The organism is Streptomyces sp. MspMP-M5 (assembly GCF_000373585.1).
GTDB lineage: Bacteria > Actinomycetota > Actinomycetes > Streptomycetales > Streptomycetaceae > Streptomyces.
The window spans coordinates 20,521-44,022 of record NZ_KB891900.1 but is presented as its reverse complement, the minus strand read 5'-3'; the positions used below and the strand labels follow the sequence as shown (position 1 = coordinate 44,022).

At 75.5% G+C, this 23,502-nt stretch carries 18 protein-coding genes; 12 read left to right on the top strand and 6 right to left on the bottom strand.

The genetic code is table 11. From position 1 onward, the window contains the following. Window positions 1-17 precede the first annotated feature (17 nt). A complete protein-coding gene (locus B073_RS0122575) occupies window positions 18-1,487 on the bottom strand; it encodes an NCS2 family permease (RefSeq protein ID WP_018540350.1) in 1,470 nt (489 codons plus the stop codon). 325 nt (window positions 1,488-1,812) lie between these two features. On the opposite strand from B073_RS0122575, the gene B073_RS0122570 reads away from it, so the two are divergent. Both B073_RS0122570 and B073_RS0122565 read left to right on the top strand, forming a co-directional pair. Beyond that, window positions 1,813-2,079 carry a DUF2530 domain-containing protein gene (locus B073_RS0122570; RefSeq protein ID WP_018540349.1) on the top strand — a complete coding sequence of 89 codons (267 nt, stop codon included), beginning with the start codon at window positions 1,813-1,815 and terminating at the stop codon, window positions 2,077-2,079. 144 nt (window positions 2,080-2,223) lie between these two features. Beyond that, window positions 2,224-4,647 (top strand): cation-translocating P-type ATPase, encoded by a 2,424-nt coding sequence (locus tag B073_RS0122565; RefSeq protein ID WP_018540348.1) that lies wholly within the window; start codon window positions 2,224-2,226, stop codon window positions 4,645-4,647. A gap of 91 nt (window positions 4,648-4,738) precedes the next feature. Here B073_RS0122565 and B073_RS0122560 read toward each other — a convergent pair whose 3' ends face one another. Both B073_RS0122560 and B073_RS0122555 read right to left on the bottom strand, forming a co-directional pair. Beyond that, window positions 4,739-8,053, bottom strand: coding sequence for a sacsin N-terminal ATP-binding-like domain-containing protein (locus tag B073_RS0122560; RefSeq protein WP_018540347.1), 3,315 nt, complete (start codon window positions 8,051-8,053; stop codon window positions 4,739-4,741). Window positions 8,054-8,669: 616 nt separating this feature from the next. Next, window positions 8,670-9,575: a DUF3027 domain-containing protein gene (locus B073_RS0122555; RefSeq protein ID WP_018540346.1), complete on the bottom strand. Its 906-nt coding sequence runs from the start codon at window positions 9,573-9,575 to the stop codon at window positions 8,670-8,672. A 404-nt stretch (window positions 9,576-9,979) separates the two neighbouring features. Between B073_RS0122555 and B073_RS0122550 the strand changes: the two genes are divergently transcribed. The 4 genes from B073_RS0122550 (at window position 9,980) to B073_RS0122535 (ending at window position 13,652) form a co-directional block, all read left to right on the top strand. Further along, on the top strand, window positions 9,980-11,359 hold the full coding sequence (locus tag B073_RS0122550; protein ID WP_051094143.1) for an MFS transporter: 1,380 nt from the start codon (window positions 9,980-9,982) through the stop codon (window positions 11,357-11,359). Between the two features lie 118 nt (window positions 11,360-11,477). Next, window positions 11,478-11,987, top strand: coding sequence for a hypothetical protein (locus tag B073_RS0122545; RefSeq protein WP_018540344.1), 510 nt, complete (start codon window positions 11,478-11,480; stop codon window positions 11,985-11,987). 52 nt (window positions 11,988-12,039) lie between these two features. Next, window positions 12,040-12,804, top strand: a complete 765-nt coding sequence (locus B073_RS0122540) for a futalosine hydrolase (protein ID WP_018540343.1) — start codon at window positions 12,040-12,042, stop codon at window positions 12,802-12,804. After that, window positions 12,801-13,652, top strand: a complete 852-nt coding sequence (locus B073_RS0122535; protein ID WP_018540342.1) for a 1,4-dihydroxy-6-naphthoate synthase — start codon at window positions 12,801-12,803, stop codon at window positions 13,650-13,652. The genes B073_RS0122540 and B073_RS0122535 overlap by 4 nt, the downstream gene beginning before the upstream one ends. 10 nt (window positions 13,653-13,662) lie before the next feature. On the opposite strand, the gene B073_RS49070 is transcribed toward B073_RS0122535, so the two are convergent. Next, entirely contained in the window at window positions 13,663-14,046 is a 384-nt protein-coding gene (locus B073_RS49070) for a cold-shock protein (RefSeq protein WP_018540341.1), read from the bottom strand. 209 nt (window positions 14,047-14,255) lie between these two features. Here B073_RS49070 and B073_RS44250 point away from each other — a divergent pair, with 209 nt between their 5' ends. Next, on the top strand, window positions 14,256-14,522 hold the full coding sequence (locus B073_RS44250) for a hypothetical protein (protein ID WP_078508123.1): 267 nt from the start codon (window positions 14,256-14,258) through the stop codon (window positions 14,520-14,522). Here the strand turns inward: B073_RS44250 and B073_RS40735 are convergent. Continuing rightward, window positions 14,471-15,145, bottom strand: coding sequence for an HAD family hydrolase (locus B073_RS40735; protein WP_018540340.1), 675 nt, complete (start codon window positions 15,143-15,145; stop codon window positions 14,471-14,473). The genes B073_RS44250 and B073_RS40735 overlap by 52 nt on opposite strands. Before the next feature lie 176 nt (window positions 15,146-15,321). On the opposite strand from B073_RS40735, the gene B073_RS0122520 reads away from it, so the two are divergent. The 4 genes from B073_RS0122520 to B073_RS0122505 all read left to right on the top strand — a co-directional run bounded on the left by B073_RS0122520 (window position 15,322) and on the right by B073_RS0122505 (window position 19,463). Next, on the top strand, window positions 15,322-16,332 hold the full coding sequence (locus B073_RS0122520; protein WP_018540339.1) for a FecCD family ABC transporter permease: 1,011 nt from the start codon (window positions 15,322-15,324) through the stop codon (window positions 16,330-16,332). Continuing rightward, window positions 16,329-17,423, top strand: coding sequence for a FecCD family ABC transporter permease (locus B073_RS0122515; protein ID WP_018540338.1), 1,095 nt, complete (start codon window positions 16,329-16,331; stop codon window positions 17,421-17,423). Before B073_RS0122520 ends, B073_RS0122515 begins: the two co-directional genes overlap by 4 nt. Continuing rightward, a complete protein-coding gene (locus B073_RS0122510) occupies window positions 17,420-18,277 on the top strand; it encodes an ATP-binding cassette domain-containing protein (protein WP_018540337.1) in 858 nt (285 codons plus the stop codon). Before B073_RS0122515 ends, B073_RS0122510 begins: the two co-directional genes overlap by 4 nt. 61 nt (window positions 18,278-18,338) lie before the next feature. Next, window positions 18,339-19,463 carry an ABC transporter substrate-binding protein gene (locus B073_RS0122505; protein ID WP_018540336.1) on the top strand — a complete coding sequence of 375 codons (1,125 nt, stop codon included), beginning with the start codon at window positions 18,339-18,341 and terminating at the stop codon, window positions 19,461-19,463. A gap of 67 nt (window positions 19,464-19,530) precedes the next feature. On the opposite strand, the gene B073_RS0122500 is transcribed toward B073_RS0122505, so the two are convergent. Then, on the bottom strand, window positions 19,531-20,715 hold the full coding sequence (locus B073_RS0122500; RefSeq protein WP_026247619.1) for a hypothetical protein: 1,185 nt from the start codon (window positions 20,713-20,715) through the stop codon (window positions 19,531-19,533). Between the two features lie 153 nt (window positions 20,716-20,868). Between B073_RS0122500 and B073_RS0122495 the strand changes: the two genes are divergently transcribed. Beyond that, on the top strand, window positions 20,869-23,448 hold the full coding sequence (locus tag B073_RS0122495) for a helicase C-terminal domain-containing protein (RefSeq protein WP_018540334.1): 2,580 nt from the start codon (window positions 20,869-20,871) through the stop codon (window positions 23,446-23,448). Window positions 23,449-23,502: the final 54 nt, after the last annotated feature.

Below are 23,502 nucleotides of genomic sequence, written 5' to 3'. Positions count from 1 at the left end.
CGAGCCTCCCCTGCCGCCTACCTGACCCCGAGCAGCTGCTCGATCGGGTTGAGCAGGAAGTAGACGAGGAAGCAGACCCCGACCGCGTCCAGCAGCCAGGGGATCTCCTTGAAGCGGCCGGTCGCCGTCCGCAGCAGGATGAAGGCGAGCACGCCGATGCCGATGCCGTTGGTGATGCTGTAGGTGAACGGCATCGAGGCGATGGTCAGGAACGCCGGGACGGCGATGGTGAAGTCGCTCCAGTCGATGTCCCGGACGTTCGAGGCCATGATCAGGAAGCCGACGACCAGCAGCGCGGGCGTGGCGGCCTGCGAGGGGACGACGGTGGCCAGCGGCGTGAAGATCAGCGCGAGCAGGAACAGCCCGCCGGTGACGAGGTTCGCCAGACCCGTGCGGGCGCCCTCGCCGACGCCGGCGGTGGACTCCACGAAGCAGGTGTTGGCCGAGGCCGAGCCGAAGCCGCCGCCGGCCACCGCGATGCCGTCCACCATCAGGATCCGGCCCATGTTGGGCAGGTTGCCGGTCTCGTTGTCCAGCAGCCCGGCCTCCTCGCCGACGCCGATGATGGTGCCCATCGCGTCGAAGAAGCCGGACAGCAGGACGGTGAAGACGAACAGGCAGCCGGTCAGCACGCCGACTTCCCTGAAGCCGCCGAAGAGGCTGATGTGCCCGATGAGGCCGAAGTCGGGCGCGCCGACGATCCGGTCCGGGACGTTGGGGACGGCCAGCCCCCAGGACGCGTCCGGGATCTTCGCCACCGCGTTGATGACGATCGCGACGACGGCCATGGTGACCATGCCGATCAGGATCGCGCCCTTGGTCTTCCGCACGGTCAGCACGAACATCAGCGCCAGGCCGAGCACGAACACCAGCACCGGCCAGCCCTTGAGCTGACCGCCCTGGCCCAGGCTCAGCGGGACGGTGGTGTGCGCGGCGTCCGGGTTGCGGCTGACGAAGCCGGCGTCCACCAGGCCGACCAGCGAGATGAACAGGCCGATGCCGATCGCGATGGCCCGCCGCAGCCCGTTGGGGATGGCGTCCATCACCCGCTGCCGGAGCCCGGAGGCGACCAGGATCATCAGCACCAGCCCGGCGAGCACCACCATGCCCATCGCGTCCGGCCAGCTCATCTTGGGCGCGAGCTGGAGGGAGACCACGGCGTTGATGCCGAGGCCGGCCGCGATGGCGATCGGGACGTTGCCCATCACGCCCATCAGGACGGTGCCCAGACCGGCCATCAGGGCGGTGGCGGTGACCAGCTGACCGTTGTCGAGGTGGTGGCCGTACTTGTCGACGCCGGCGCCGAGGATGATCGGGTTCAGCACGATGATGTAGGCCATCGCGAAGAACGTGGCCAGTCCGCCGCGCAGTTCGCGGCCGACCGTCGACCCCCGCTCGGAGATCTTGAAGAAGCGGTCGAGGCCGCTCTTGGGCGGCTGGGGGCCGGGACTCTTCACGGCGTCGACCGTGGGGGTCGAGGGCGGCATGCGGGACCTCAGTCGTACGGGCCGGGGCAGGCGCGAGGGCCTCGGGGGCCGTCCGCTGGACCAGGACCGGGTCGTGATCCACCGGACGCACCCCGAGGCCGGAACGCGCACAGGCGGCGGGAGAGCAACCAATGAACCGGAACAGTCTGAAGGGATCGGATTGGAGGAAGCAACGATCCGAACCAGTCAGTTCCGGAAAGGTTCAGTATGAATAAACAATTCGTTGATCGCTATCTCCGCGCGTAGACCCGGCACCCGGAGCCCGTGCGCGCACTCCCCGACAGGCCCGGAACGGCGCCGTCCCGGGCCCCGTAAGCTGACCCCCATGTGGAAGAAGTCCGAACTGCGCGCGGCCCCGGCGCCCCTCGAAGGTCCCGTCGTCGGCACGATCACCGGCGGCACCGTCATCTGGTTCGTGCTCTTCCTCGCCCAGCTGCCCTTCTACGGCTGGTACGCCGACCACGGCCACACCTGGTTCCTGTGGACGTGCCTGGCCGGCGGCGGGCTCGGCCTGGTGGGCATCTGGTACGTGCGCAGGCGGGACGCCGCGATCAAGCGGGCCGCGGCCACGGCCGCCCCGGACGCCGCCTGACCCACGCACCTCCGCCGGCCCGCCGACCCGCGACCGGACGCCGTCCGCGCGCCCGAGGTTGCCGCGTAACCGGACAGAAGCCGCAGAGCGCTTCTGTCGACCGCCGGCGGGTGAAGCGGGCAATCCGCCCGTAACGTCTAGGGCATGACGGACCCGGCGCAGACCGAAGTCGAGCAACCGGAGCCCGGCGGCAGCCGGGCCGCCGACCGGAGCGGCCGGGAGGCGGCGCGGCGCGGACTGACCACCGCCGAGGTCGCCGAACGGGTGGCCAGGGGCGACGTCAACGACGTCCCGGTGCGGTCCTCCCGCTCGACCGCGGACATCATCCGCGGCAACGTCTTCACCCGCTTCAACGCCATCATCGGCGTCCTCTTCGTGATCATCCTGATCGTCGGCCCCCTCCAGGACGGCCTGTTCGGCTTCGTCATCATCGCCAACACCGGCATCGGCATCCTCCAGGAGCTGCGCGCCAAGAAAACCCTGGACAGCCTGGCGCTGATCGGCGAGGCCCGGCCGACCGTCCGCCGCGACGGGACCGCCGTGGAGCTCCCCACCTCCGAGGTGGTCCTCGACGACGTCATCGAACTCGGCCCGGGCGGCAAGGTGATCGTCGACGGCGAGGTGCTGGAGAGCGACGGCCTGGAGGTCGACGAGTCGCTGCTGACCGGCGAGGCGGACCCGGTGGTGAAGAAGCCGGGCGACGCGGTGATGTCCGGCAGCTTCGTCGTCGCCGGCGGCGGCGCGTTCGCCGCGACCAAGGTGGGCCGGGCGGCGTACGCGGCACAGCTCGCCGAGGAGGCCAGCCGGTTCACCCTGGTCCACTCCGAACTGCGCACCGGCATCAGCCGGATCCTCAAGTACGTGACGTGGATGATGGTCCCGACCGCGCTCGGCCTGATCCTCAGCCACCTGCTGACCCTGGGGCTGCCGGCCGACGCCGCGGTCCGCCGGATGGTCGCCGGGATCGTGCCGATGATCCCCGAGGGGCTGGTGCTGCTGACCTCGGTCGCCTTCGCCATCGGCGTGGTCCGGCTCGGCCGCCGGCAGTGCCTGGTGCAGGAACTCCCGGCCATCGAGGGCCTGGCCCGGGTGGACGTGGTCTGCCTGGACAAGACCGGCACGCTCACCGAGGGCGGCATGGACGTCGGCGAGGTGCGGCCGCTGGACGGCCAGGACCCCGACCGCGTCCGGCAGGTGCTCGGTGCCTTCGGCGCGTCCGACCCGCGCCCCAACGCCTCCCTCCAGGCCGTCGTCGACGCCTGCCCGGCCCCCGACTCCTGGCGGTGCACCGATACCCTCCCCTTCTCCTCCGCCCGCAAGTACAGCGGCGCCGCCTTCGAGGAGCCCGGCGGGGAGCGCTCCTCCTGGCTGCTCGGCGCGCCGGACGTGCTGCTGCCCGACGGCGACCCGCTGCTGCCGGAGATCGACCGGCGCAACGCCCAGGGCCTGCGGGTGCTGCTGCTGGCCCGCGCCGCCCGCCCGCTGGACCACCCCGACGTCGCCCGCGAGGGGCGGCCGACCGCGCTGGTCGTCCTGGAGCAGCGGCTGCGCCCGGACGCCCCCGAGACCCTGCGCTACTTCGCGGAGCAGGGCGTCCAGGCCAAGGTGATCTCCGGTGACAACGCGGTGTCGGTGGGGGCGGTCGCCGGCAAGCTGGGGCTGCCCGGCGCCGACGCGCCCGTGGACGCCCGGCAGCTGCCGCACGACGACCCGGAGGCGATGGCGAAGGCCCTGGAGGAGGGCGCCGTCTTCGGCCGGGTCACACCGCAGCAGAAGCGGGAGATGGTCGGCGCGCTGCAGGCTCGCGGCCACCATGTGGCGATGACCGGCGACGGCGTCAACGACGTGCTGGCCCTCAAGGACGCCGACATCGGCGTCGCCATGGGCGCCGGCTCCGAGGCGACCCGGGCGGTGGCCCAGATCGTGCTGCTGAACAACAGCTTCGCCACCCTGCCGTCGGTGGTCGCCGAGGGCCGCCGCGTCATCGGCAACATCACCCGGGTCGCCACCCTCTTCCTCACCAAGACCGTCTACTCGGTGCTGCTGGCGATCCTGGTGGCCTGCTGCCAGATCCCGTACCCGTACCTGCCGCGGCATCTGACGCTGCTGTCGACGCTGACCATCGGCGTGCCCGCCTTCTTCCTGGCGCTGGCGCCCAACAAGGAGCGCGCCCGCCCGCACTTCGTCCGCCGGGTGATGCGCTACGCCGTCCCCTCCGGCCTGATCACCGGCCTCGCGGCCTTCGCCACCTACCTGCTGGCCCGCGTCCACTACACCGGCCCGGACGCCCTCGCCGCCCAGACCAGCGCGGCCACCCTGACGCTCTTCCTCACCGCCCTGTACGTGCTGGCGATCATCGCCCGCCCGTACACCTGGTGGCGGATCGGACTGGTGCTGCTGATGGGGCTGGGGTTCCTGATCGTGCTGGTGACGCCGTGGCTCCAGCACTTCTTCGAGCTGCGGCTGGTGGGGACGACGATGCCGTGGGCGGCGGTGGCGATCGCCGCAGTGGCGGCGCTGCTGCTGGAGACCGCCTGGCGGTGGGTGGGGCGGCGCTTCCCGGCGTGAGCGCGGGCCGCCCGCGTACGGCCGCGGCCGCCGGACACCACCGTCCGACGGCCGCCGCGCCGCTCCCGTCACACCCGTACGGGCCCCGGGCTCAGTCGAACCAGCGCGCCCGGGCCAGTTCGTCGCAGCGCTCCGGGTCCTCCAGCAGGGCCGCGACCTCGAAGCGGCGGGGCCACTGGCCGGCCGCCCAGGCCAGGCCGGCCGCCACGCCCTCCAGCGTCGCGGCGTGCAGGGTGCCGTCCGGCGTCCACCGCCAGTCCAGTTCGACGCCCCCGGTGCCCTCGGGGCCGTCCACCAGCAGTTCCTCGTGCTCGACGTACGTGTCCGGGGTGTCCGGGCCGAGCAGGGCGCGGACCGCCTCCGGGACGTCGTGGGCCGTGCCGTCGGAGCGGACCTCCGCGGCGACCGCCTCGCTCAGCCGCCGCACCTGGAACAGCTCGGCCAGCTCCGCGGCGCGGGCCGGCCGCACCGGCAGCAGCGCCCGGCCGGCCGCCAGCGGCATCAGGTCCGGGGCGTCCGCGACCAGCGCGTTCGCCGCGTCCACCACCCGGATCTCGGCCCCCCGTTGGCCGCCCCCCTCCGCGGGAAGCCCTTCGGGCCCCGGCACGACCGCCCGCAGCTCGTCGGGCAGCGTCACCCGGTCCGGGTCGAGATCGGCCAACAGGCCGTAGAGCGCGTGGAGTTGGGAGATCCCGACGCGGTTCTCCGGGTCGGCGAGGCGGGCCAGCAGCTCGGCCGCGCCGCCCGGCTCGTCCAGCAGCGCGTCCACCGAGGTGCGGACACCGAGGGCGCGCAGCACCTGGGCGTCGACCCGGCCCGCGTCCGCCGCCTCGTACAGTCCGGCCAGCAGCGGGTCGCCGCCCGCGGCACGCAGCCCGGCGGGGCGGCGCCCGTCCAGCACCGGGTGGCCGCGCAGCCACCACGCGGTGTACGGCCGCACCGACTCGGTGGTGCCGTCCGGCAGCAGCACCCGCACCGGCGCCGTCAGGGCGTCCCGCAGCGGCGGCCGGGAGAGCATCTCCAGCACCCGCGGCCAGGCGCCGTCGGCGACCAGGTCGAGGTCGCGGACGGCGACGAGTTCGGTGACGACCGGGGGGACCGGGGTGTCGGGGAGGGTGTCGAGGAGGTCCTCGCACCACACGTCGACGGCGTCCAGCAGCCCGGCGTCGTCCGGCTCGGGGAAGTCGCCGTCCCGCGGCTCCAGTTCGTCCGGGTCGAGCACCACGTCGGTGGCCCGGACCAGGGCGAAGGTGGCCAGCACCCCGACCGCGGTGAGCGGCTGCTCGCCCCACCGCTCCGCCAGCTCGGCGTCACAGGCGGCGAGTTCACCCTCCCGGATCACCTGCTCGAAGTCGCTGCCGGGGAAGACCAGTTCGCCCGCCGGCGCCAGTTCGCCGTCCTCGTCGGGCAGTGCCAGCGCGGCCAGCCAGGGCTCGTCGCCGGGCGCCAGATCGGCGTCGCGGACCAGCCCGAGGACCGCCTCGGCCAGCTCCTCCGCGCCCAGCGGCACCCCGGCGCCCGGCGCCAGCTCGTCCTCGAAGACGTCGTAGGCGTCCTCGTCGGCATCCAGCGAGTGGGCGACCGCCGCCCGCACCTGAGGGGTCGTCAGTACGGCGCGGGGCGCGGCGGGGGTGGCGCCGAGCTTCTCCAGGAGCGGGTGCACCGCGTCCGGGTGGGCGACCTTGAGCCCGAGCCGGGTGAGGGTGCGGTGCCGGTCGGCACTCTCGCCGTCGGCGTCCGCGCCGCCGGGCAGCGGCAGCAGCACCTGGCGCGGCCCGATAGCGGTCCGCCCGCCGTCCGCCAGCGGCACCGGGAGGCCGCTGAGCCGGTCCGGGTCGGTGCCGGCCAGCGCGTCGTAGAGCCGCCGCCACCACTCCGGCGCGCGCTCCACGCCCGCCAGCCGGTCGATCACCTCGGTGAGCGGCACCCGCGCCACGCCCAGCGCCCGCAGCTCCGCCCGCCGTTCGAGACCGGCCGGCAGCAGGCTGGGGAACAGTTCGGCCAGTACGCCGACGGTCGCCGCGCCGGCGCCCTCCAGCAACTCGGCGTCCACCGGCCGCAGGACGTACCGCTCACGGTCCTCGCCCTCGTCCCACACTTCGGCCTCCGCCGCCCGGCCGCGGTCCGCGCCTTCCTCCGCGCCGTCGTCGGCGGCCGCGCCGCGCGCCGCGCTCGGCAGGAACCGCACCCGGGGCAGCAACTCCAGTACCTGGCGCCGGAGTTCACCGTCCAGCCAGCCCTTGCCCAGCGGCCCCGGGACGAGGTCCAGGGTGCCGGCCGCCACCGGCTGCCAGGCGCCGAGCAGCCCCGCGTACGCGGCGGCCGCGCGGCCCACCAGGAAGTCCGCGAGCGGGCCGGGCGCGACATGGCGCCGGGTCGGCTCCAGCGGGAACGAGGCGATCAGCAGCGCGGGCAGCCCCAGCGGTTCGTCGGTCGGGGTCGGCGCGTGCAGCGCCGGTGCGGTGCCCGGCCGCGCCGGCGCCCCGGTCTCGTCCACCGGCACCGCCCAGGTCACCGACCAGGACGGCCGCAGCTTCTCCTCGACCGGACGGTCCGCCAGCAGCGCCCGGTCCAGCGGGCCGCCGTCGGTCACCACCCGCCACCGGCCGGCCCCGCGCTCACTGTCCTCGATCAGGACGTACGCGCCGTCCTGACGTCGCGTCAGGACCCGGCGGCCCTCCGGCGTCTCCACCACGACCTCGGCCAGCCCCGGCAGGGTCAGCAGCAGCGCCGCGTCGATCCCGGCCAGCAGCCGCTCGGCGAGGTCCTGGGCGGCGCCGTCGCGCAACGGCAGTATCACCGCGGTGTCGTAGCCGTCGGGCGCGGTGCCCTCCGCGGGCAACGGCAGCCGCAGCAGCGGGACGTGACCCTCCCGGCGGCGCAGCTCACCGCCCAGGCCGGGGCTGTGCGCGGCCACCGCCTCGGTCAGCTCCCGGGCCTCGGCCAGCGACCAGCGGACGCCGCCGGTGCGGCCCACCAGCGCCGGTTCGTCGCTGACCGCCAGCACCGCGGCGAACCCGACACCGAACCGGCCCACCGCGCCGGCCGCGACGCTCGGCTCCCGTTTGGCGGAGGCGCGGAGGGTCGACAGCGACTCCACGCCGGTGGCGTCCACCGGGGCACCGGTGTTGGAGGCGACGAGCACCGCGGGCGCGTCGCCGTCGGCGGCGTGCAGGGTCAGTCGCAGCCGGCCGGGGACGCCGGCGCGGGCCGCCGCGTCCGCCGCGTTCTGCGCCAGTTCCACGGCGAGCCGGTCGCGGTAGCCGCCGAGCGCGAGGTCCTCCTCGGCGTTGGCGTCCTCCCGGAACCGCGCCGGCGAGGCGGCCCAGGCGTCGAGCACGCCGCGCCGCAACCGGGCCGTACCGAATGGGTCGGCGCCCTCGTCCGCGCCCCGCACCCACGGCATTCCTGCCACGTTTCTCGTCTCCCTCGTCAGACGGTTCTGTCCCGACGGTATCGCCCCACGTCGTCGGGTGCGGCGCCGTGCGGGGGCTTCCCGCCTCCGGCGGGAAAATGGGGTGTGCGCGTTTCCGCCTTCGGCGGAGGGGTTGGTGGGGCGGGGGCCGCCCTCTGTGGGTGGTGGGTGGCGGGTGCGGGGCCTCCGGGGTGGGTGTGCGGACTGCTTCGCTTTACGTCCGAACACCCACCCCTCCGGCCCCGCACCCTCCCGCCGGACGGCGACGATCCCCGCCCCTCGTGGGAAAGGGGAGGTCANGGGTGNCCACGGCCGACCCGCGCTTCTGGTTTCGGGGGCACCACGACGAGGCCGCCTCCCTCCTCCCCACCGGGCGGGGCGCTCACGTAGGTACGGGAGGGTGCCTGTGGGGCGGGCCGGAGGGGGTGGGTTGTCGGACGTAAAGCGAAGCAGTCCGACAACCCACCCCCGGAGGCCCGCCCCACAGGCACCCGCACCCACCACCCACAGACAGACAGGGGCGCCCCGCCCAACAAACACCCCGCCAACGGCGAACCCCCACCGCGGCGCACCCGACAACGTGGGCAGCCAGCCCAGCGGCCAGCGCCTAGCTGTGGCCGAGTTCCTCGGCCGGGCCGCCGTCCTCGACGGACCCCCCGTCCGCCGCGGGGCGGATCGAGACCGCCTCGACCACGGTCTCGTCGAGCACCGGCTCCGCCGGCTTCGGCGGCTTCGGCATGACGGCGGCCTCCGAGTGGGCCCCGCAGCCGTAGGAGAGCGAGACGACGCGGCCGTCGGCCGGTGAGAACTCGTTGGCGCAGACGCCGAACGCCTGCCGCAGGGAGCCGGCGATCGGCGTCAGGAAGCCGCAGCTCACGCAGGTGGCGGGGGCCGCCTGGGCCATCGGGGTCTTGGGGCCGAAGGCTTCTTCCCAGCGGTCGGCGGCGGCGTGCAGGCCGTAGCGGGACAGGACCCGGGCGCGGGCCATGCCCAGTTCCTCGGCGACCGCGGCGAGGCCGCCGCGGGCGGGCAACGGCTGGACCGCGGGCGAGCCCGGGACGACGACCGCCTCCTCGGTGTCGGCGACGTCGGCGGCCATGCCCTCGGCTACCGGGGAGTTCGGCGGCGGGATGTCCTCACCGCTGAAGCCGGGCTCCAGCCGCAGGTCGTCGGCCTCGGTGGGCAGCAGGTCGCCGGGGCCCATGTCGCCGGGGCGCAGCCGCTCGCTCCAGGGCACCCACTCGGGGGCCAGCAGCGCGTCGGGGCCGGGCAGCAGGACCGCCTCGTCGAGGGTGACGACCTTGGCGCGGGAGGCGCGGGCGACGGTGACGGCCCAGCGCCAGCCGCGGTAGCCGGGTTCCGTGCAGTCGAAGAGATGGGTGACGACGCGGTCCGCCTCGGCGACTGCGTCGATGTGCTCGCCGACCATGCCGGGCGTGGCGACCTCTTCGGCCGCAGCGCGGGCGAGGTCGACGGCCTCGGCGCACAGGCGGTCGGGGGTACGGCTTCGCATCGCAGCACTCACAAGAATCGATTCTCTCTTCCACGCCGTCTCACGAGCGCGCCAGCCGGGGCTGTCCTGGTCCTGTCCGGACGACCGGCGGGGGCCGGGGCGGGCGGAGCGGACCTGGGGACCGCGTCGACGTCCGCGCCCGGCTGGTTCGTTCGGTCGAGCGCACCTCTTACGTCCTATTCTGCGCGATCGCAGGGAAATGAGGTACGCGGCCGAAACAGACCGCCGGTGGCGCTCTGGACACGCTACCCCTTCAACGCTGCACGACCCCTCGGCGGGAGCAGCAAATCTCTCCGACGGTGGCCGGGTGGCCATGCCGCGGTGCCCGCCGGGCGGCCGATGCGCCCCGCCCGGACCAGGGGAGAAAACACCTCCTTCGGGGCGAGTTGGGGCAGTATGACCGGGTGGGTGGCGTCAGGGCGTCGAGAAAGTCGAAGGCCCGCCGGGCGGGCCGGGCGGCCGGGCGCGCGCTGCATCGGCCGCTGACCGGCGCGGCCCGGGGGCTGCGGCGCGCCACCCACGCGGAGGGCGCGGGCGAATCGGGGCTGGCGCAGCTGATCGAGCTGCACGCGGTGAACTCCGCGGGCGACATGATGATCACGGTCGCGCTGGCCTCGACGGTGTTCTTCTCGGTGCCCACGCACGAGGCGCGGGGCCGGGTGGCGCTGTATCTGGCGGTCACCATGGCGCCGTTCGCGTTGCTGGCGCCGGTGGTGGGGCCGCTGCTGGACCGGCTGCCGCACGGCCGCCGGGCGGCGATGGCGGGCTCGATGCTGGCCCGCGCGGTGCTGGCGCTGATGATGTCGGGGGCGGTGGCCGGCGGCGGGCTGGAGCTGTATCCGGCCGCGCTCGGCGTACTGGTGTCGTCGAAGGCGTACGGGGTGGTGCGCAGCGCGGTGGTACCGCGGCTGCTGCCGCCGCGGATCTCGCTGGTGAAGGCCAATTCCCGGGTGACGCTGGCGGGGCTGCTGGCGACCGGGGCGGCGGCACCGCTGGGCGCCGGGCTGCATCTGATCGGGCCGGCCTGGCCGCTGTACGGGGCGTGCGCGGTGTTCGGGGCCGGGACGTTCCTGTCGTTCTCGCTGCCGCACGCGGTGGATTCGGGCAAGGGCGAGGCCCGGGCCCGGCTGGCGTCCCGGGACGGCACCGTGCACGGCGCGGTGCGCGGGCGGCGGCCCGGATTGCGGACGGTGGGCCCGTCCGTGCTGCACGGCCTCCAGGCCAACGCCGCGCTGCGCGCGCTCTCCGGCTTCCTCACCTTCTTCCTGGCGTTCCTGCTGCGCGAGCATCCGCTGGGCGGGCTGGGGGCGGCGGTGTCGCTGGGGCTGGTCGCGGTGGCGGCCGGGGCCGGGAACGCGCTGGGCACGGCGGTCGGCGCCTGGCTGAAGGCGCGCGGCCCGGAGCAGATCGTCGCGGTGGTGCTGGGGCTGGCGCTGGGCGCCACGGTGCTGGCGGCGCTGTTCTACGAGGTGCTGGCGATCGTGGTGGTGACCGCGGCGGCGGCCACCGCCGGGCTGTGCCAGGCACTGGGGAAGCTGTCGCTGGACGCGATGATCCAGCGGGACGTGCCGGAGGCGGTGCGGACCTCGGCGTTCGCCCGCTCCGAGACGGTGCTCCAGCTGTCGTGGGTGGTGGGCGGGGCACTCGGGATCGCGCTGCCGCTGATCGGCACGCTGGGCATGGCGGTGGCCGCCGGCCTGGTGGCGGCGGGCGTCGCGCTGGCCGTGCGGGGGCTGCTCGGCGCGGCCCGGCAGGGCGGCCGGCCGGCGCCGCGGGTGGTGTGACGCGGCCCCGGCGCGGCTCCCTCCGCGGCCCCCGATGCGGCCCCCGCGCGGCGGGCCCGCGAGCGGCGCGCCGCACCCGGGGGTGGCGTGCGCCGGGGCGCCCGATAGCCTGCCCCGTATGACCGCTGCGTTGATCTCCCGGGGCAAGGGCCGCCGCGCCGCCGCTGCCCTCGGTGCCGTGACCCTGGGCCTGCTCACCCTCTCCGCCTGCCAGCAGCCGACCTCGCTGGCGACCGTGACCGTCGGCTCGGACACGGTGACGGCGGAGGTGACCCCCGGATGTGACGGCAACGGCAAGTCCCTCGACAAGAAGACCGTTCAGGAGTGCATCTCCAAGAAGGGCGGCAAGACGATCACCGTGCGCCCGGGCGAGCGGATCCGCGTGGGCGTCGACCCGAAGGTGGCCAAGGCCGGCTGGTTCGCCGTCGGCGGCGGCCCGGTGATGGCCGCCCCCAGCACCGACACCTACCGCACCTTCAGCACGGACGAGCTGTTCAAGGCGGTGAACCCGGCGACCGGGCAGAGCGAGTCGCTGCGCGACGTCACGCTGATGGTCGCCGAGGCCGGCAGCTCCGAGGGCGCGGGCCCGACGGCCCTGTGGCACTTCAACCTCAAGCTGAAGGACTGAGCGCGCTGAGCGCGGCAGCCCGGGACCGGCGGCCCGCGGCGGGCGGCGTCTGATGCGGACGCTGGTCGTCACCGCGGTGGCCGCGGAGCGCGACGCGGTGTGCGCGGCCGCCGGCGGCCACACCGCCCGGCCGCTGCCCGGCGGCTGCGCGCTGCACCGCGCGCCCGACGGGTCGCCGGCCCCGGACGTGCTGGCCGCCGGCGTCGGCCCGGCCGCCGCGGCCGCCGGCACCGCCACCGCACTCACCGCCGCTGCCCTGGCCGGCACCCCCTACGACCTGGTGGTCTCGGCCGGCATCGGCGGCGGGTTCTCCCCTGGCGCGCCGCTGGGCTCGGTGGTCGTCGCGGACGCGATCGTCGCCGCCGACCTGGGGGCCGAGACCCCCGACGGTTTCGTCCCGGTCACCGAACTCGGCTTCGGGACCACCGTGCACCGCCCCGACCCGGCGCTGGTCGCGGCCGTCGCGCGGGCCACCGGCGGGGCGGCCGGGCCGGTCGTCACGGTCTCCACGGTCACCGGCAGCGCGGCCCGCGCCGCCGAACTGGCGCGCCGTCACCCCGGCGTGCTGGCCGAGGCGATGGAGGGCTTCGGCGTCGCCGAGGCGGCCGCTGCGCACGGCCTGCCCGTCCTGGAGATCCGCACGATCTCCAACGCGGTCGGCCCCCGGGACCGCGCCGCCTGGCGGATCGGCCCCGCCCTCGCCGCGCTGACCGGCGCCTTCCGCGCGTTCCCCGGAGCCCTGGCGGACCTTCCCGCGGCGACGACGCTCCCCGGCGCTCCGACCTCACCGCCCGACACCCCCCGGAGGACCCCGTGACCCGGCCGCTGTCCATCGCCTACTCCCCGTGCCCAAACGACACCTTCGTCTTCGACGCCCTGGTGCACGGCCGGGTCCCGGACGCGCCGGAGCTGGCGGTCACCCTCGCCGACATCGACGTCACCAACGGCCTCGCCGAGCGCGGCGAACTGGACGTGCTGAAGGTGTCGTACGCGGTGCTGCCGTGGGTGCTGGAGGAGTACACGCTGCTGCCCTGCGGCGGGGCGCTGGGGCGCGGCTGCGGCCCGCTGGTGCTGACCCGCGGGCCGGGCGCGGCGGCGGACCTGGCGGGGAAGACGGTCGCGGTGCCCAGCGAGCGGTCCACCGCGTACCTGCTGTTCCGGCTGTGGGTGGCGGACCAGGTGCCGGGCGGCGTCGGCGAGGTCGTGGTGCTGCCGTTCCACGAGATCATGCCGGCCGTGCGGGACGGCAAGGTCGACGCCGGCCTGGTCATCCACGAGGCCCGCTTCACGTACCAGGACTACGGGCTGCACTGCCTGGCGGACATGGGCGAGCACTGGGAGCTGACCACCGGGCTGCCGATCCCGCTGGGGGCGATCATCGCCAAGCGGTCGCTGGGCGAGCCGGTGCTGCGGCGCCTCGCCGAGTCGATCCGCACCTCCGTCCGGATGGCCTGGGACGACCCGGAAGCCTCCCGGCCGTACGTCCTGGAGCACGCCCAGGAGATGGACCCGAAGGTGACCGACCAGCACATCGGGCTGTACGTCACGGAGTTCACCGCCGACCTCGGCGAGGACGGCTACGCCGCGGTGCGCGGGCTGCTCACCCGTGCCGCGGCCGAGGGGCTCGTACCGCCCCTCGGCCGCGATGCGCTGGCGTTCCTCTGAGGGAGCCGGCTCAGACGTCGAGCTGGTCGGCGACCGCCCGCAGCATGCCGGCGATCTTGGCGCCGTGCGCCTTGTCGGGGTAGCGTCCGCGCTCCAGCTGCTGGGTGACGTTCTCCAGCAGGGTGGTGAGGTCCTGGACGATCGAGGCGAGTTCGTCGGGCTTGCGGCGCTGGGCCGCGGCGACCGAGGGAGCCGGATCGAGGAGGATGACGCTCAGTGCCTGGTCACCGCGCTGGCCCGCGACGACACCGAACTCGACGCGCTGGCCGGGCTTGAGCGCGTCCACGTCGTCGGGCAGTACCGACGAATGTACGAAGACGTCACCGCCGTCGTCGCGGGAGAGAAAGCCGAAGCCCTTCTCGCTGTTGAACCACTTGACCTTGCCGGTAGGCACGTCTGTCCTCGTCCTCGTACTCGTCGGGAAATGCTGGCTGGTCGGCCGCGGGCACGGTGGGGAGCCGCGGCACTCGGAGAAAATGGGTCTGGATAACAGTGCAGCGGGCCACCGAGCCCGCCTCTCCCAAGGCTAATGGTCCGGGGCCCGGTGACAAGACGTCGCCGGGGGGATCCTCTGCGCTTCCGGCCCCGACTTACCCTGGTCAGGTGTCTGATGAAACGCCCCAGGCCGGGGATCTGCTGGTCCGAATCGGCGCGATCGTGTTCCTAGTTGGCGCACTGGCCACTCTCGCCACGGTGCTCCCACTGTTCCTGGGCACGAAGCCGCTGCCGTGGGAGTTCTACTGGGTGTCCATGCTGATGGGCGCCGGTTTCCTGATCGCGGGCGCCGGAGTGCTGCGTTCCGTGGCCGCCCAGCGCCGTCAGACGGAGGCGGCCGCCGCACCGTCCCCGTCGGGGCCGCCCGGCAGGTAACGATCCGGATCCGCTGCGTAACGATCCAGCCACGCCGGGAAGGCGGTCAGGTCGTCGAGCACCACCTGGGCGCCGGCGGCCCGCAGTTCGCCGGCGTCGCACGGGCCGGTGGCGACCGCGACGGACAGCGCCCCCGCGGCCCGGGCGCCGCGCACATCGCCGGTGTGGTCGCCGACGTAGATCCGCGCGCCGTGCTCGCGCAGCGCCACGGCCTTGGCCTCCGCCCACAGCGAGCCGATGACCGCGTCCGCGGCGAGGCCGAGGTGGGCCAGGTGCAGCTTGGCGTTGGACTCGAACTTGGCGGTGACGACGACGGCGCGGCCGCCCGCCGCGTGGACCGCCTCGATCGCCTCCCCCGCCCCCGGCATCGCCAGGGTGCCGGCGATGGCGTGCGTGGGGTACAGCTCCCGGTAGAGGTCGCTGACCTCCGCCACCCGCTCCGCGGGGAACCACCGGCGGATCTCCTCCTCCAGCGGCGGCCCGAGCCGGGTCACCGCGGCGTCGGCGTCGATGTACGTCCCGGTGCGGGCGGCGAGCGCCTCGTAGGCGGCCTTGATGCCGGGACGGGAGTCGATCAGCGTCATGTCGAGGTCGAACCCGACGGTCAGGGAGTGCGCAGCCATGCCTGCCATTGTGCCCGCGGCCCTGCGGGCGGCGACGGCCAGGACGTACCGTTAGCCTTGCCTTACCTAACCGCGGGCGCCACCGGGTGCCCGCGGTTCCTGCCTGCCGACAGCTCCAGGCAGTTCAAGACAGTTCAAGACAGCGTTCTTCGAATGGACCCGACGCCCGTGATGCCATGTCCGTGACGCACCGGAAGCGGAGCCGGCGGCTCGGCCTGACCGCGGCGGCGGTGCTGGCGCTGCTGCTCGCGGTGGTCCTCTCGCTCGCCGTCGGCAGCCGCGCGTTCGCGCCGTCCGAGGTGCTCGACGCCCTCGTCCGCGGCGGCACCGGCGACGCCGCGGAGGTCGTGCGGTACCTGCGGCTGCCGCGGACGCTGATCGGGCTGATGGTGGGCGCCGCGCTGGCGATGGCCGGCACGGTCATGCAGGGCCTCACCCGCAATCCGATCGCCGACCCCGGCATCCTCGGCATCAGCCAGGGCGCCTCGGCCGCCGTGGTCGCCGCCATCGCCTTCGCCGGGGTGCACAGCCTGACCGGCTACGTCTGGTTCGCGTTCGCCGGCGCGGGGGCGGCCGCCGTCGTCGTCTACGGCATCGCCACCCGCGGCCGGGGCGGCGCCACCCCGGTCAAGCTGGCGCTCTCCGGCGCCGCGATCAACGCGCTGCTGGTGTCGGTGTCGATGGCGATCCTCACCACCAAGGCCGCGACGCTGGACGAGTTCCGGTTCTGGCAGGTGGGCTCGCTCACCGGCCGGGACGCCACGGTGGCCGCCCAGATCTGGCCGTTCCTGCTGGTCGGCGCGGTACTGGTGCTGTCGGTGGCGCGCGGTCTGGACGCCCTGGCGCTCGGCGAGGACCTGGCCCGGGGGCTGGGCCAGAAGGTCGCCGCGGTGCGGATCGTGGGCGGGCTCGGCGCGACCGTGCTGACCGGCGCGGGCGTGGCGGCGGCCGGCCCGATCGCCTTCGTCGGCCTCGCCGTCCCGCATCTGGCCCGCGCGCTGGTGGGCGGCGACCACCGCTGGGCGCTGCCGATGGCCGCGCTGCTCGGCCCGGTCGTCGTCCTGGTCTCGGACACCGCCGGGCGGGTCCTCTTCCCGCCGTCGGAGGTCCCGGCGGGCGTGCTGACCGCGCTGATCGGCGTGCCGTTCCTGGTGGCCCTGGTCCGGCGGCGGGCGGTGGCGGCATGACGTCCGGTACGGCCTCCACGGCCTCCACGGCATCGGCGCGTCCGTCCGGCCACGCACTGATCCGGGCCGGCCGCGGCTCCTTCCTGCTGCACCGCCGCGCGGCGGTGGCCGCCGCGGCGCTGGCCGTCCTGCTGGCCGCGGTGTGCGTGGCGTACCTGTGTGCCGGCGAGAGCTGGGTGGCGCCCTCCGAGGTGCTCAAGGTGCTGGCGGGCGAGCCGTCCGCGCAGGAGCTGGTCGTCGGGACGCTGCGGCTGCCCCGGATGGTCGTCGGGCTGCTGGCCGGCGCCGCCTTCGGGGCGGCCGGCGCACTGATCCAGACCGTCGCCCGCAACCCGCTGGCCAGCCCCGACATCATCGGCGTCACCCAGGGCGCCGGGGCCGTGACGGTCGGCGCGATGACCTTCGGCCTCACCTCGTTCGCCGTGCTGCCGTACGTCTCGGTGGCCGGCGGGGTGCTGGCGGCGCTGCTGGTCCATGCCTTCGCCTGGCGCGGCGGGCTGCACGCCACCCGCTTCGTACTGATCGGCATCGGCTTCGCGGTGGCGCTGCGCTCGGTCACCCAGCTGTTCCTCACCAAGGGCGACTACCTGGTGGCCCAGCAGGCGCAGGTCTGGATGACCGGCTCGCTCAACGGGCGCGGCTGGGCGGAGGCGGCGCCTCTGGGCTGGGCGCTGCTGGTGCTGCTGCCGGCCGTCCTGTGGGCGGCGCGCGCCCAGCGCACCGTCTCCCTGGACGACGACACCGCCACCGCGCTGGGCATCCGGCTGGGCCGGACCCGGCTCGGGCTGGTGGCGGTCGGCGTGGTGCTGGCGTCGATGGCGACCGGCGCGGCCGGGCCGGTGGACTTCGTGGCGCTGCTCGCCCCGCAGATCGCCCGCCGGCTCACCCGGACCTCGCAGATCCCGCTGTTCTGCTCGGCGCTGCTGGGCGCCGTCATCGTCGTCCTCGGCGATCTGCTCGCCCGCAAGCTGCTCGCGCCGACCGAGCTGCCGGTGGGCGTGCTGACCGCCGCGGTCGGCGCCCCGTATCTGATCTGGCTGATCATCAGAGGCCACCGGACCGGTGGCCGGGCCTCAGGAGGACACGCGTGACCGGCACCCCGCGGCCGGCGGCCGCGACGGAACCCGCCGCCGCCCAGGACACCGCCGCCCGTCTGGCGGCCCGCGACCTGACCCTCTCCTACGAGGAGCGCACGGTCGTCGAGGGCCTGGACCTGGACGTGCCCGACGGCGCCGTCACCGTCGTCGTCGGCCCCAACGCATGCGGCAAGTCGACGCTGCTGCGCGCCCTGGGGCGACTGCTGCGGCCGCGCCGGGGCGCCGTCCTGCTGGACGGCACGGACCTCACCCGCATCCCCACCCGGAAGATCGCCCAGTCGCTCGGCCTGCTGCCGCAGACCCCGGTCGCACCGGAGGCGATCACCGTCGCCGACCTGGTGGCCCGCGGCCGCCAGCCGCACCAGCGCTGGTGGCAGCAGTGGTCGGCGCAGGACGAACGGGCGGTCGCCGAGGCGATGGCGCGGACGGACGTGGCGGCGCTGGCGGACCGCGCGGTCGACGAGCTCTCCGGCGGCCAGCGCCAACGGGTCTGGATCGCCATGGCGCTGGCCCAGGAGACCGATCTGCTGCTCCTGGACGAGCCGACCACCTATCTGGACATCGCCCACCAGGTGGAGGTGCTGGACCTGGTGCGGCAGCTCAACCACGAGCGCGGCCGGACCGTCGTCGCCGTCCTGCACGACCTCAACCAGGCCGCCCGCTACGCCGACCACCTGGTGGCCATGAAGGCCGGCCGGATCGTCGCCCAGGGCAGCCCCGGGGACGTCGTCACCGCCGACCTGGTCCGGGAGGTCTTCGGACTGGACGCGGTGGTCGTCCCGGACCCGGTGACCGGCTCGCCCCTGGTGGTGCCCGGCCGTCCCTGGGAAAGGGAACCTCGGCACTGACGACCGCTCCCCGGGGCCCCGGCCCCGCCGACCACCCAGCCGCCGAGCCGAAAGGGCTGTGATGACCCGCTCCACCCACCCGGCGATGACCCGCTCCACCCACCCGACCCACCCGGCGATAGCCCGTTCCGCAGCCGCCGCGCGGCCGCGCCGCCGCGCCACCGCCCGTACCACCGCCGCGGCCGCCGTCGCCGCCGGCGCGCTGCTGCTCACCGCCTGCGGCAGCGGCGACTCCGGCGCCTCCGCCGCCGGCCCGAACGGCACCTTCAAGGCGGCCACCTGCCCCGCGCAGCCCACCACCAACTGGCCCCGGCCGGCCCCCAAGGGCGGCGGCAGCCACCCGGTCCGCACCGCGACGGGCGAGGTGACGGTCCCCAACTCCCCGCACCGGGTCGTGGTGTTGGACACCGCCGAGCTGGACTCCGCGCTCACCCTCGGCGTCACCCCCGTCGGCGCGACCCGTTCCGACGTCGCCTCCGGCTTCCTCGACTACCTCCCGCAGAGCAGGCTCACCGGCATCAAGGACGTCGGCCGGATCGGCGCCCCCAACCTGGAGGCGATCGCCGCCCTCAAGCCCGATCTGATCCTCACCAGCAAGGTCCGCGACGGCGGGCGCTACGCCGCGCTGAAGAAGATCGCGCCGACCGTCATGACCGAGACCACCGGCTACCCGTGGAAGCAGAACTTCGCCGTCCACGCCGCCGCGCTGAACAAGATCCCGGAGGCCGAGCGCGTCGTCGCCGCCTACAAGGCACACGCCGAGCGCGTCACCCAGTCCCTCGGCGGCCCCGCCAAGGCCCGCGCGCTGCGCACCAACGTCGTCCGCTTCGTCGAGGGCGCCGACACCCGCATCTACGGCTGCCAGAGCTATATCGGCACCATCCTGGACGACATCGGCACCGGCCCCACCTCCGTCGTCGACGGCGCGCAGGACGGCCTGATGGTCGAGGTGAGCCCCGAGCAGATCACCAAGGCCGACGCCAACGCCGTCTTCTACTCCACCTACGGCAGCCCCGAGAAGTCCAAGGAGGCCCAGATCACCACCGGCCCCCTGTGGAAGCACCTCCAGGCCGTCCAGGGCGGCAAGTCCCTCCGCGTCGACGACCAGCTCTGGATCCAGGGCATCGGCTACACCGCCGCCGACAAGATCCTGGACGAGATCCAGCAGCGGTTGGCCAAGAAGTAGCGGGGGCCTCGCGGGCGGGGTTACGGCTGGCGCCGCCCGCCGCCCCGGCCGCGTCTCGCCCCTCTTCTCACCCCGCCGTCCGCCGCATCCGCCACAGCAGGAACAGCGCCGAGGCGACCGCCGCCACGCGCACCACGCCCGGGAGGCCGGCGAGCAGTTCCGTGCCGAGGTGGCCCGGCGGGATCGGGTCGCCCCAGCGGCCGTCGTTGCGGCCCCAGACCCAGACCAGCAGGCCGCCGACGACGATGCCGGGCACGCCCAGCGCCGCGAACTTGGCCTCCCTACGGCTGAGCCGGCGCGAGACGTAGGCCAGCGCCCAGCCGCCGGCCAGCGCCAGCCAGGAGCCGACCACCGCACCGGCCACCAGCAGCAGCACGGCGAGCGTCGGCACCGGGCTGAGCCACGCCCGCAGCGGCACCGCCGCCGGGGCGGCCGCGGCCTCCTCCGCGCCCGCCGCCTCGACCGCGGGCCCGGCGTCGGCCGCCTCCTCGGGCCGCCGGCCGAGCGCCCGCCGCACCAGGGCCGGCAGCACCCGCCGCCCCTTCCGCGACGGCGCCGCCCCCGCCCCGGGCTTCCTGGCGCCCTCGGCCCGCTCGCCGTCCCCAGCCTGCTCGCCGTCCGCGGCTTCCTCCTCCGGGCGGTGCCAGATCTCCGGGATCTCGATGCCGCCGACGAAACCGGGCACCTCGTCCTCCGCACCCGGGGGCCCGGCCTGGACCCGCCACCAGTCCGGCGGTTCCTCCCCGTCCCCCAGTTCGTCGGCGCCGGCCAGATGAGGCGGTGCGCCGGCGGTCGGCGCCTCCGGGACGGGCGGACGGCCGCCGCGCTTCTTGAGGAGGCCCGGCCGGCGGCCGTCCTCCGCCGCCGCGTCCCGCTCCCCCTCCCGGTCCCGCGGCGGGGGCACCTTCCCGATCAGCCCGCCGAACTTCTCCCGCGCACCGGACCACTGCGCCGGCCGGGCCGGCTCCACGGGCGGAGCCACCGGCCGGGCCGGACCCGCCGCCGGACCACCGCCGCCCCCCTCCGCGTCGGCCGCGGCCTGCACCACCGCCTCCGGCGTCCCCAGCCGGGCCAGCATCCGCTTCACCCCGGGCACCGAATCGGCCTTCTGGTCCGCCTTGCGCGCGTCGATCTCGGCCCGCAGCGAGGCCACCAGCCGCATCCGGGCGCCGGACGGCAGCCCGCGCTGCTGGGCCAGGTCGCCCACCCGGCTCAGATAGTCAAAGACGAGCTGCTCGCTCTCGATCCCCACGAAATCCCCTGCGGCGTGCGCTGGTTGCTGCCCCGACCGTACCGCGCGGGTCCACCGCGCCACCGCGACCGCCCGCGACGGGGCGCGGCCGGACATCCCCAGGCCGCGGTCACCTCCTCCCGCCGCCTCCGCCGCCCGGCTAACGTAGGACGAATGACCACCGCTACCCCCCGCACCCTCGCCGAGGAGCTCAGGACCCGCTCCGACCGCGGGCTCGCCGGCCTGCTGCGGGCCCGGCCCGACCTGCTCAACCCGGTGCCGGGCGACCTGACGCAGCTGGCCACCCGGGCCGGGACCCGCGCGTCGGTGGTCCGCGCGGTGGAGCGGCTGGACACCTTCGCCCTGCAGACCGCCGAGGCACTCGCGGTCGCCCCCGACCCCTGCCCGTACGGGACGCTGGCGGCGCTGATGACCGGGGACGCCGGGGACGCGGCGGTCGCCGCCGCGCTGCCCGGGGCGGTCGCCGTGCTGCGCGCTCAGGCGCTGGTGTGGGGCCCGGACGACCGGCTGCGGCTGGTGCGCACCGCCCGGGAACTCCTCACCCCGAGCGCCGCCCGCCCCTCGCCGACCGGTCTGGGCCCGACCGTCGCCGAGGCCACCGCCGGGATGTCGCCGGGCCGGCTCCAGGAGATCCTGGCCGCGGCCGGGCTGCCCGCCACCCATGACCCGGTGTCCGCGGTCGCCGCCCTGACCGCGCTGTTCGCCGACCGCGCCCGGATGGCCGCGCTGCTGGAGACCGCGCCCGCCGAGGCCGCCGCCGTCCTGGACAGGCTGCTGTGGGGCCCGCCGTACGGGGCGGTCACCGACCGTCCGGCCGCGCATCTGCGCTGGCTGCTGGAGCGCGGACTGCTGCTCCCGGCGGGCGCCCGCAACGTCGTACTGCCCCGGGAGGCCGCGCTGCACCTGCGCGCCGGCCGCGCGCACCGCGCCCCCGAGCCGGCGCCGCCCGCCCTGGCCCCGGCCACCACCCGTGATCCACAGCTTGTGGACAACGCCGCGGCGGGCCAGGCGTTCACCGCGCTGGCCACCGTCGAGGAGCTGCTCAAGGAGTGGGACCTCGGCGGCCCGCCCGTTCTGCGCGCCGGCGGCCTCAGCGTCCGCGACCTCAAGCGGACCGCGGTCGCCCTGGACACCACCGAACCGCTCGCCGCCTTCTGGCTCGAACTCGCCTACGCCGCCGGGCTGATCGCCTCCGACGGCGAGGCCGACGAGCGCTACGCCACCACCCCGGCCGCCGAGGACTGGCTCCAACTCCCCGACCACGAGCGCTGGGCGGCCCTGGTCGCCGCCTGGCTGCCCGCCACCCGCACCCCCGGCGTGGTCGGCACCGCCGACCCCAAGGGCCGCGCGCTGGCCGCCCTCGGCCCGCACCTGGACCGCTCCCCGGCCCCCGAGGTCCGCCACCGCGTCCTGACCCTGCTCGCCACGCTCCCGCCCGGCACCGCCGTCCCGGAGCAGGCCCTGCTCGCCCGCCTGCGCTGGGAACGCCCCCTGCGCGCCGCCGCCCCGGCCGGCCGGCCCCCGACGTCCGCGTCCCCCGCCCCTTCCCCGGCAGCACCCGACACCACCACCCCGGCCGCCCCCACGGCCACCGACGACCTCCGCTCCCGGCTCGCCCAATGGGCCCTCACCGAGGCCGAGTTGCTGGGCATCACCGGCCGCACCGCCCTCGCCACCCACGGCCGCACCCTGATCGGCGCGGACGCGAACGCCCCCGCAGCGAGCACGGACACCGCCCCGGAAGGCGCCACCCCACCCCTCACCCCGGCCGAGGCCACCGCCTCCGCCGCCCGCGCCGCCGCCCTGCTCGCCCCGCTGCTGCCCGAACCCCTCGACCACGTCCTGCTCCAGGCCGACCTGACCGCCGTCGCGCCCGGCCCGCTGCGCCGCCCGCTCGCCGAGGCGCTCGACGTGCTGGCCGACGTCGAGTCCAAGGGCGGCGCCACGGTCTACCGCTTCACCCCCGGCTCGGTGCGCCGCGCCCTGGACGCCGGCCGCTCCGCCGCCGAACTCCAGGCATTCCTCACCACCCACTCCCGCACCCCCGTGCCCCAGCCCCTCGCCTACCTCATCGACGATGTGGCCCGCAGACACGGCCGGCTGCGCATCGGCGCGGCCACCGCCTACGTCCGCTGCGACGACGACGCGCTGCTCTCCGAGATCCTCGCCGACCGCCGCGCCGCCGCCCTGCGGCTGCGCCGGCTGGCCCCGACGGTGCTCGCCGCCCAGACCTCCCCCGACCAACTCCTCGACGGGCTGCGGGCGATGGGCTACGCCCCGGCCGCCGAGTCCGCCGCCGGCGACGTCCTGGTGAGCCGCGCCGACTCCTACCGCACCCCGCCCCGCACGGCCCCCACCCCGGTGCCGGACGGCCCGCCGCCGCCCGACCGCACCCTGCTGGAGGCGGCCGTCCGCGCCCTCCGCGCCGGCGACCTCGCCGCCACCGCCGAACGCAAACCGGCCGCCGCGCCGACCACCGCCCCGACCCCGGGCGCGCTGCCCCGCACCACCTCCGCCGAGACCCTGGCCACCATGCAGGCCGCGGTCCTCACCAGCTCCCCCGTCTGGATCGGCTACGTCAACGCGGACGGCGCCGCCAGCCAGCGGGTCATCGCCCCCGTACGCGTCGAGGGCGGCTATGTCACCGCCTACGACCACACCTCCGACGAGGTCCGCACCTACCCCCTCCACCGCATCACCGGCGTCTCAGAACTGGCCGACGACGCGGTCTGACCGACGCCCTGGACCTGGCGGGCGAGGACAGCTGGCGGCCACCGGACACCGAGC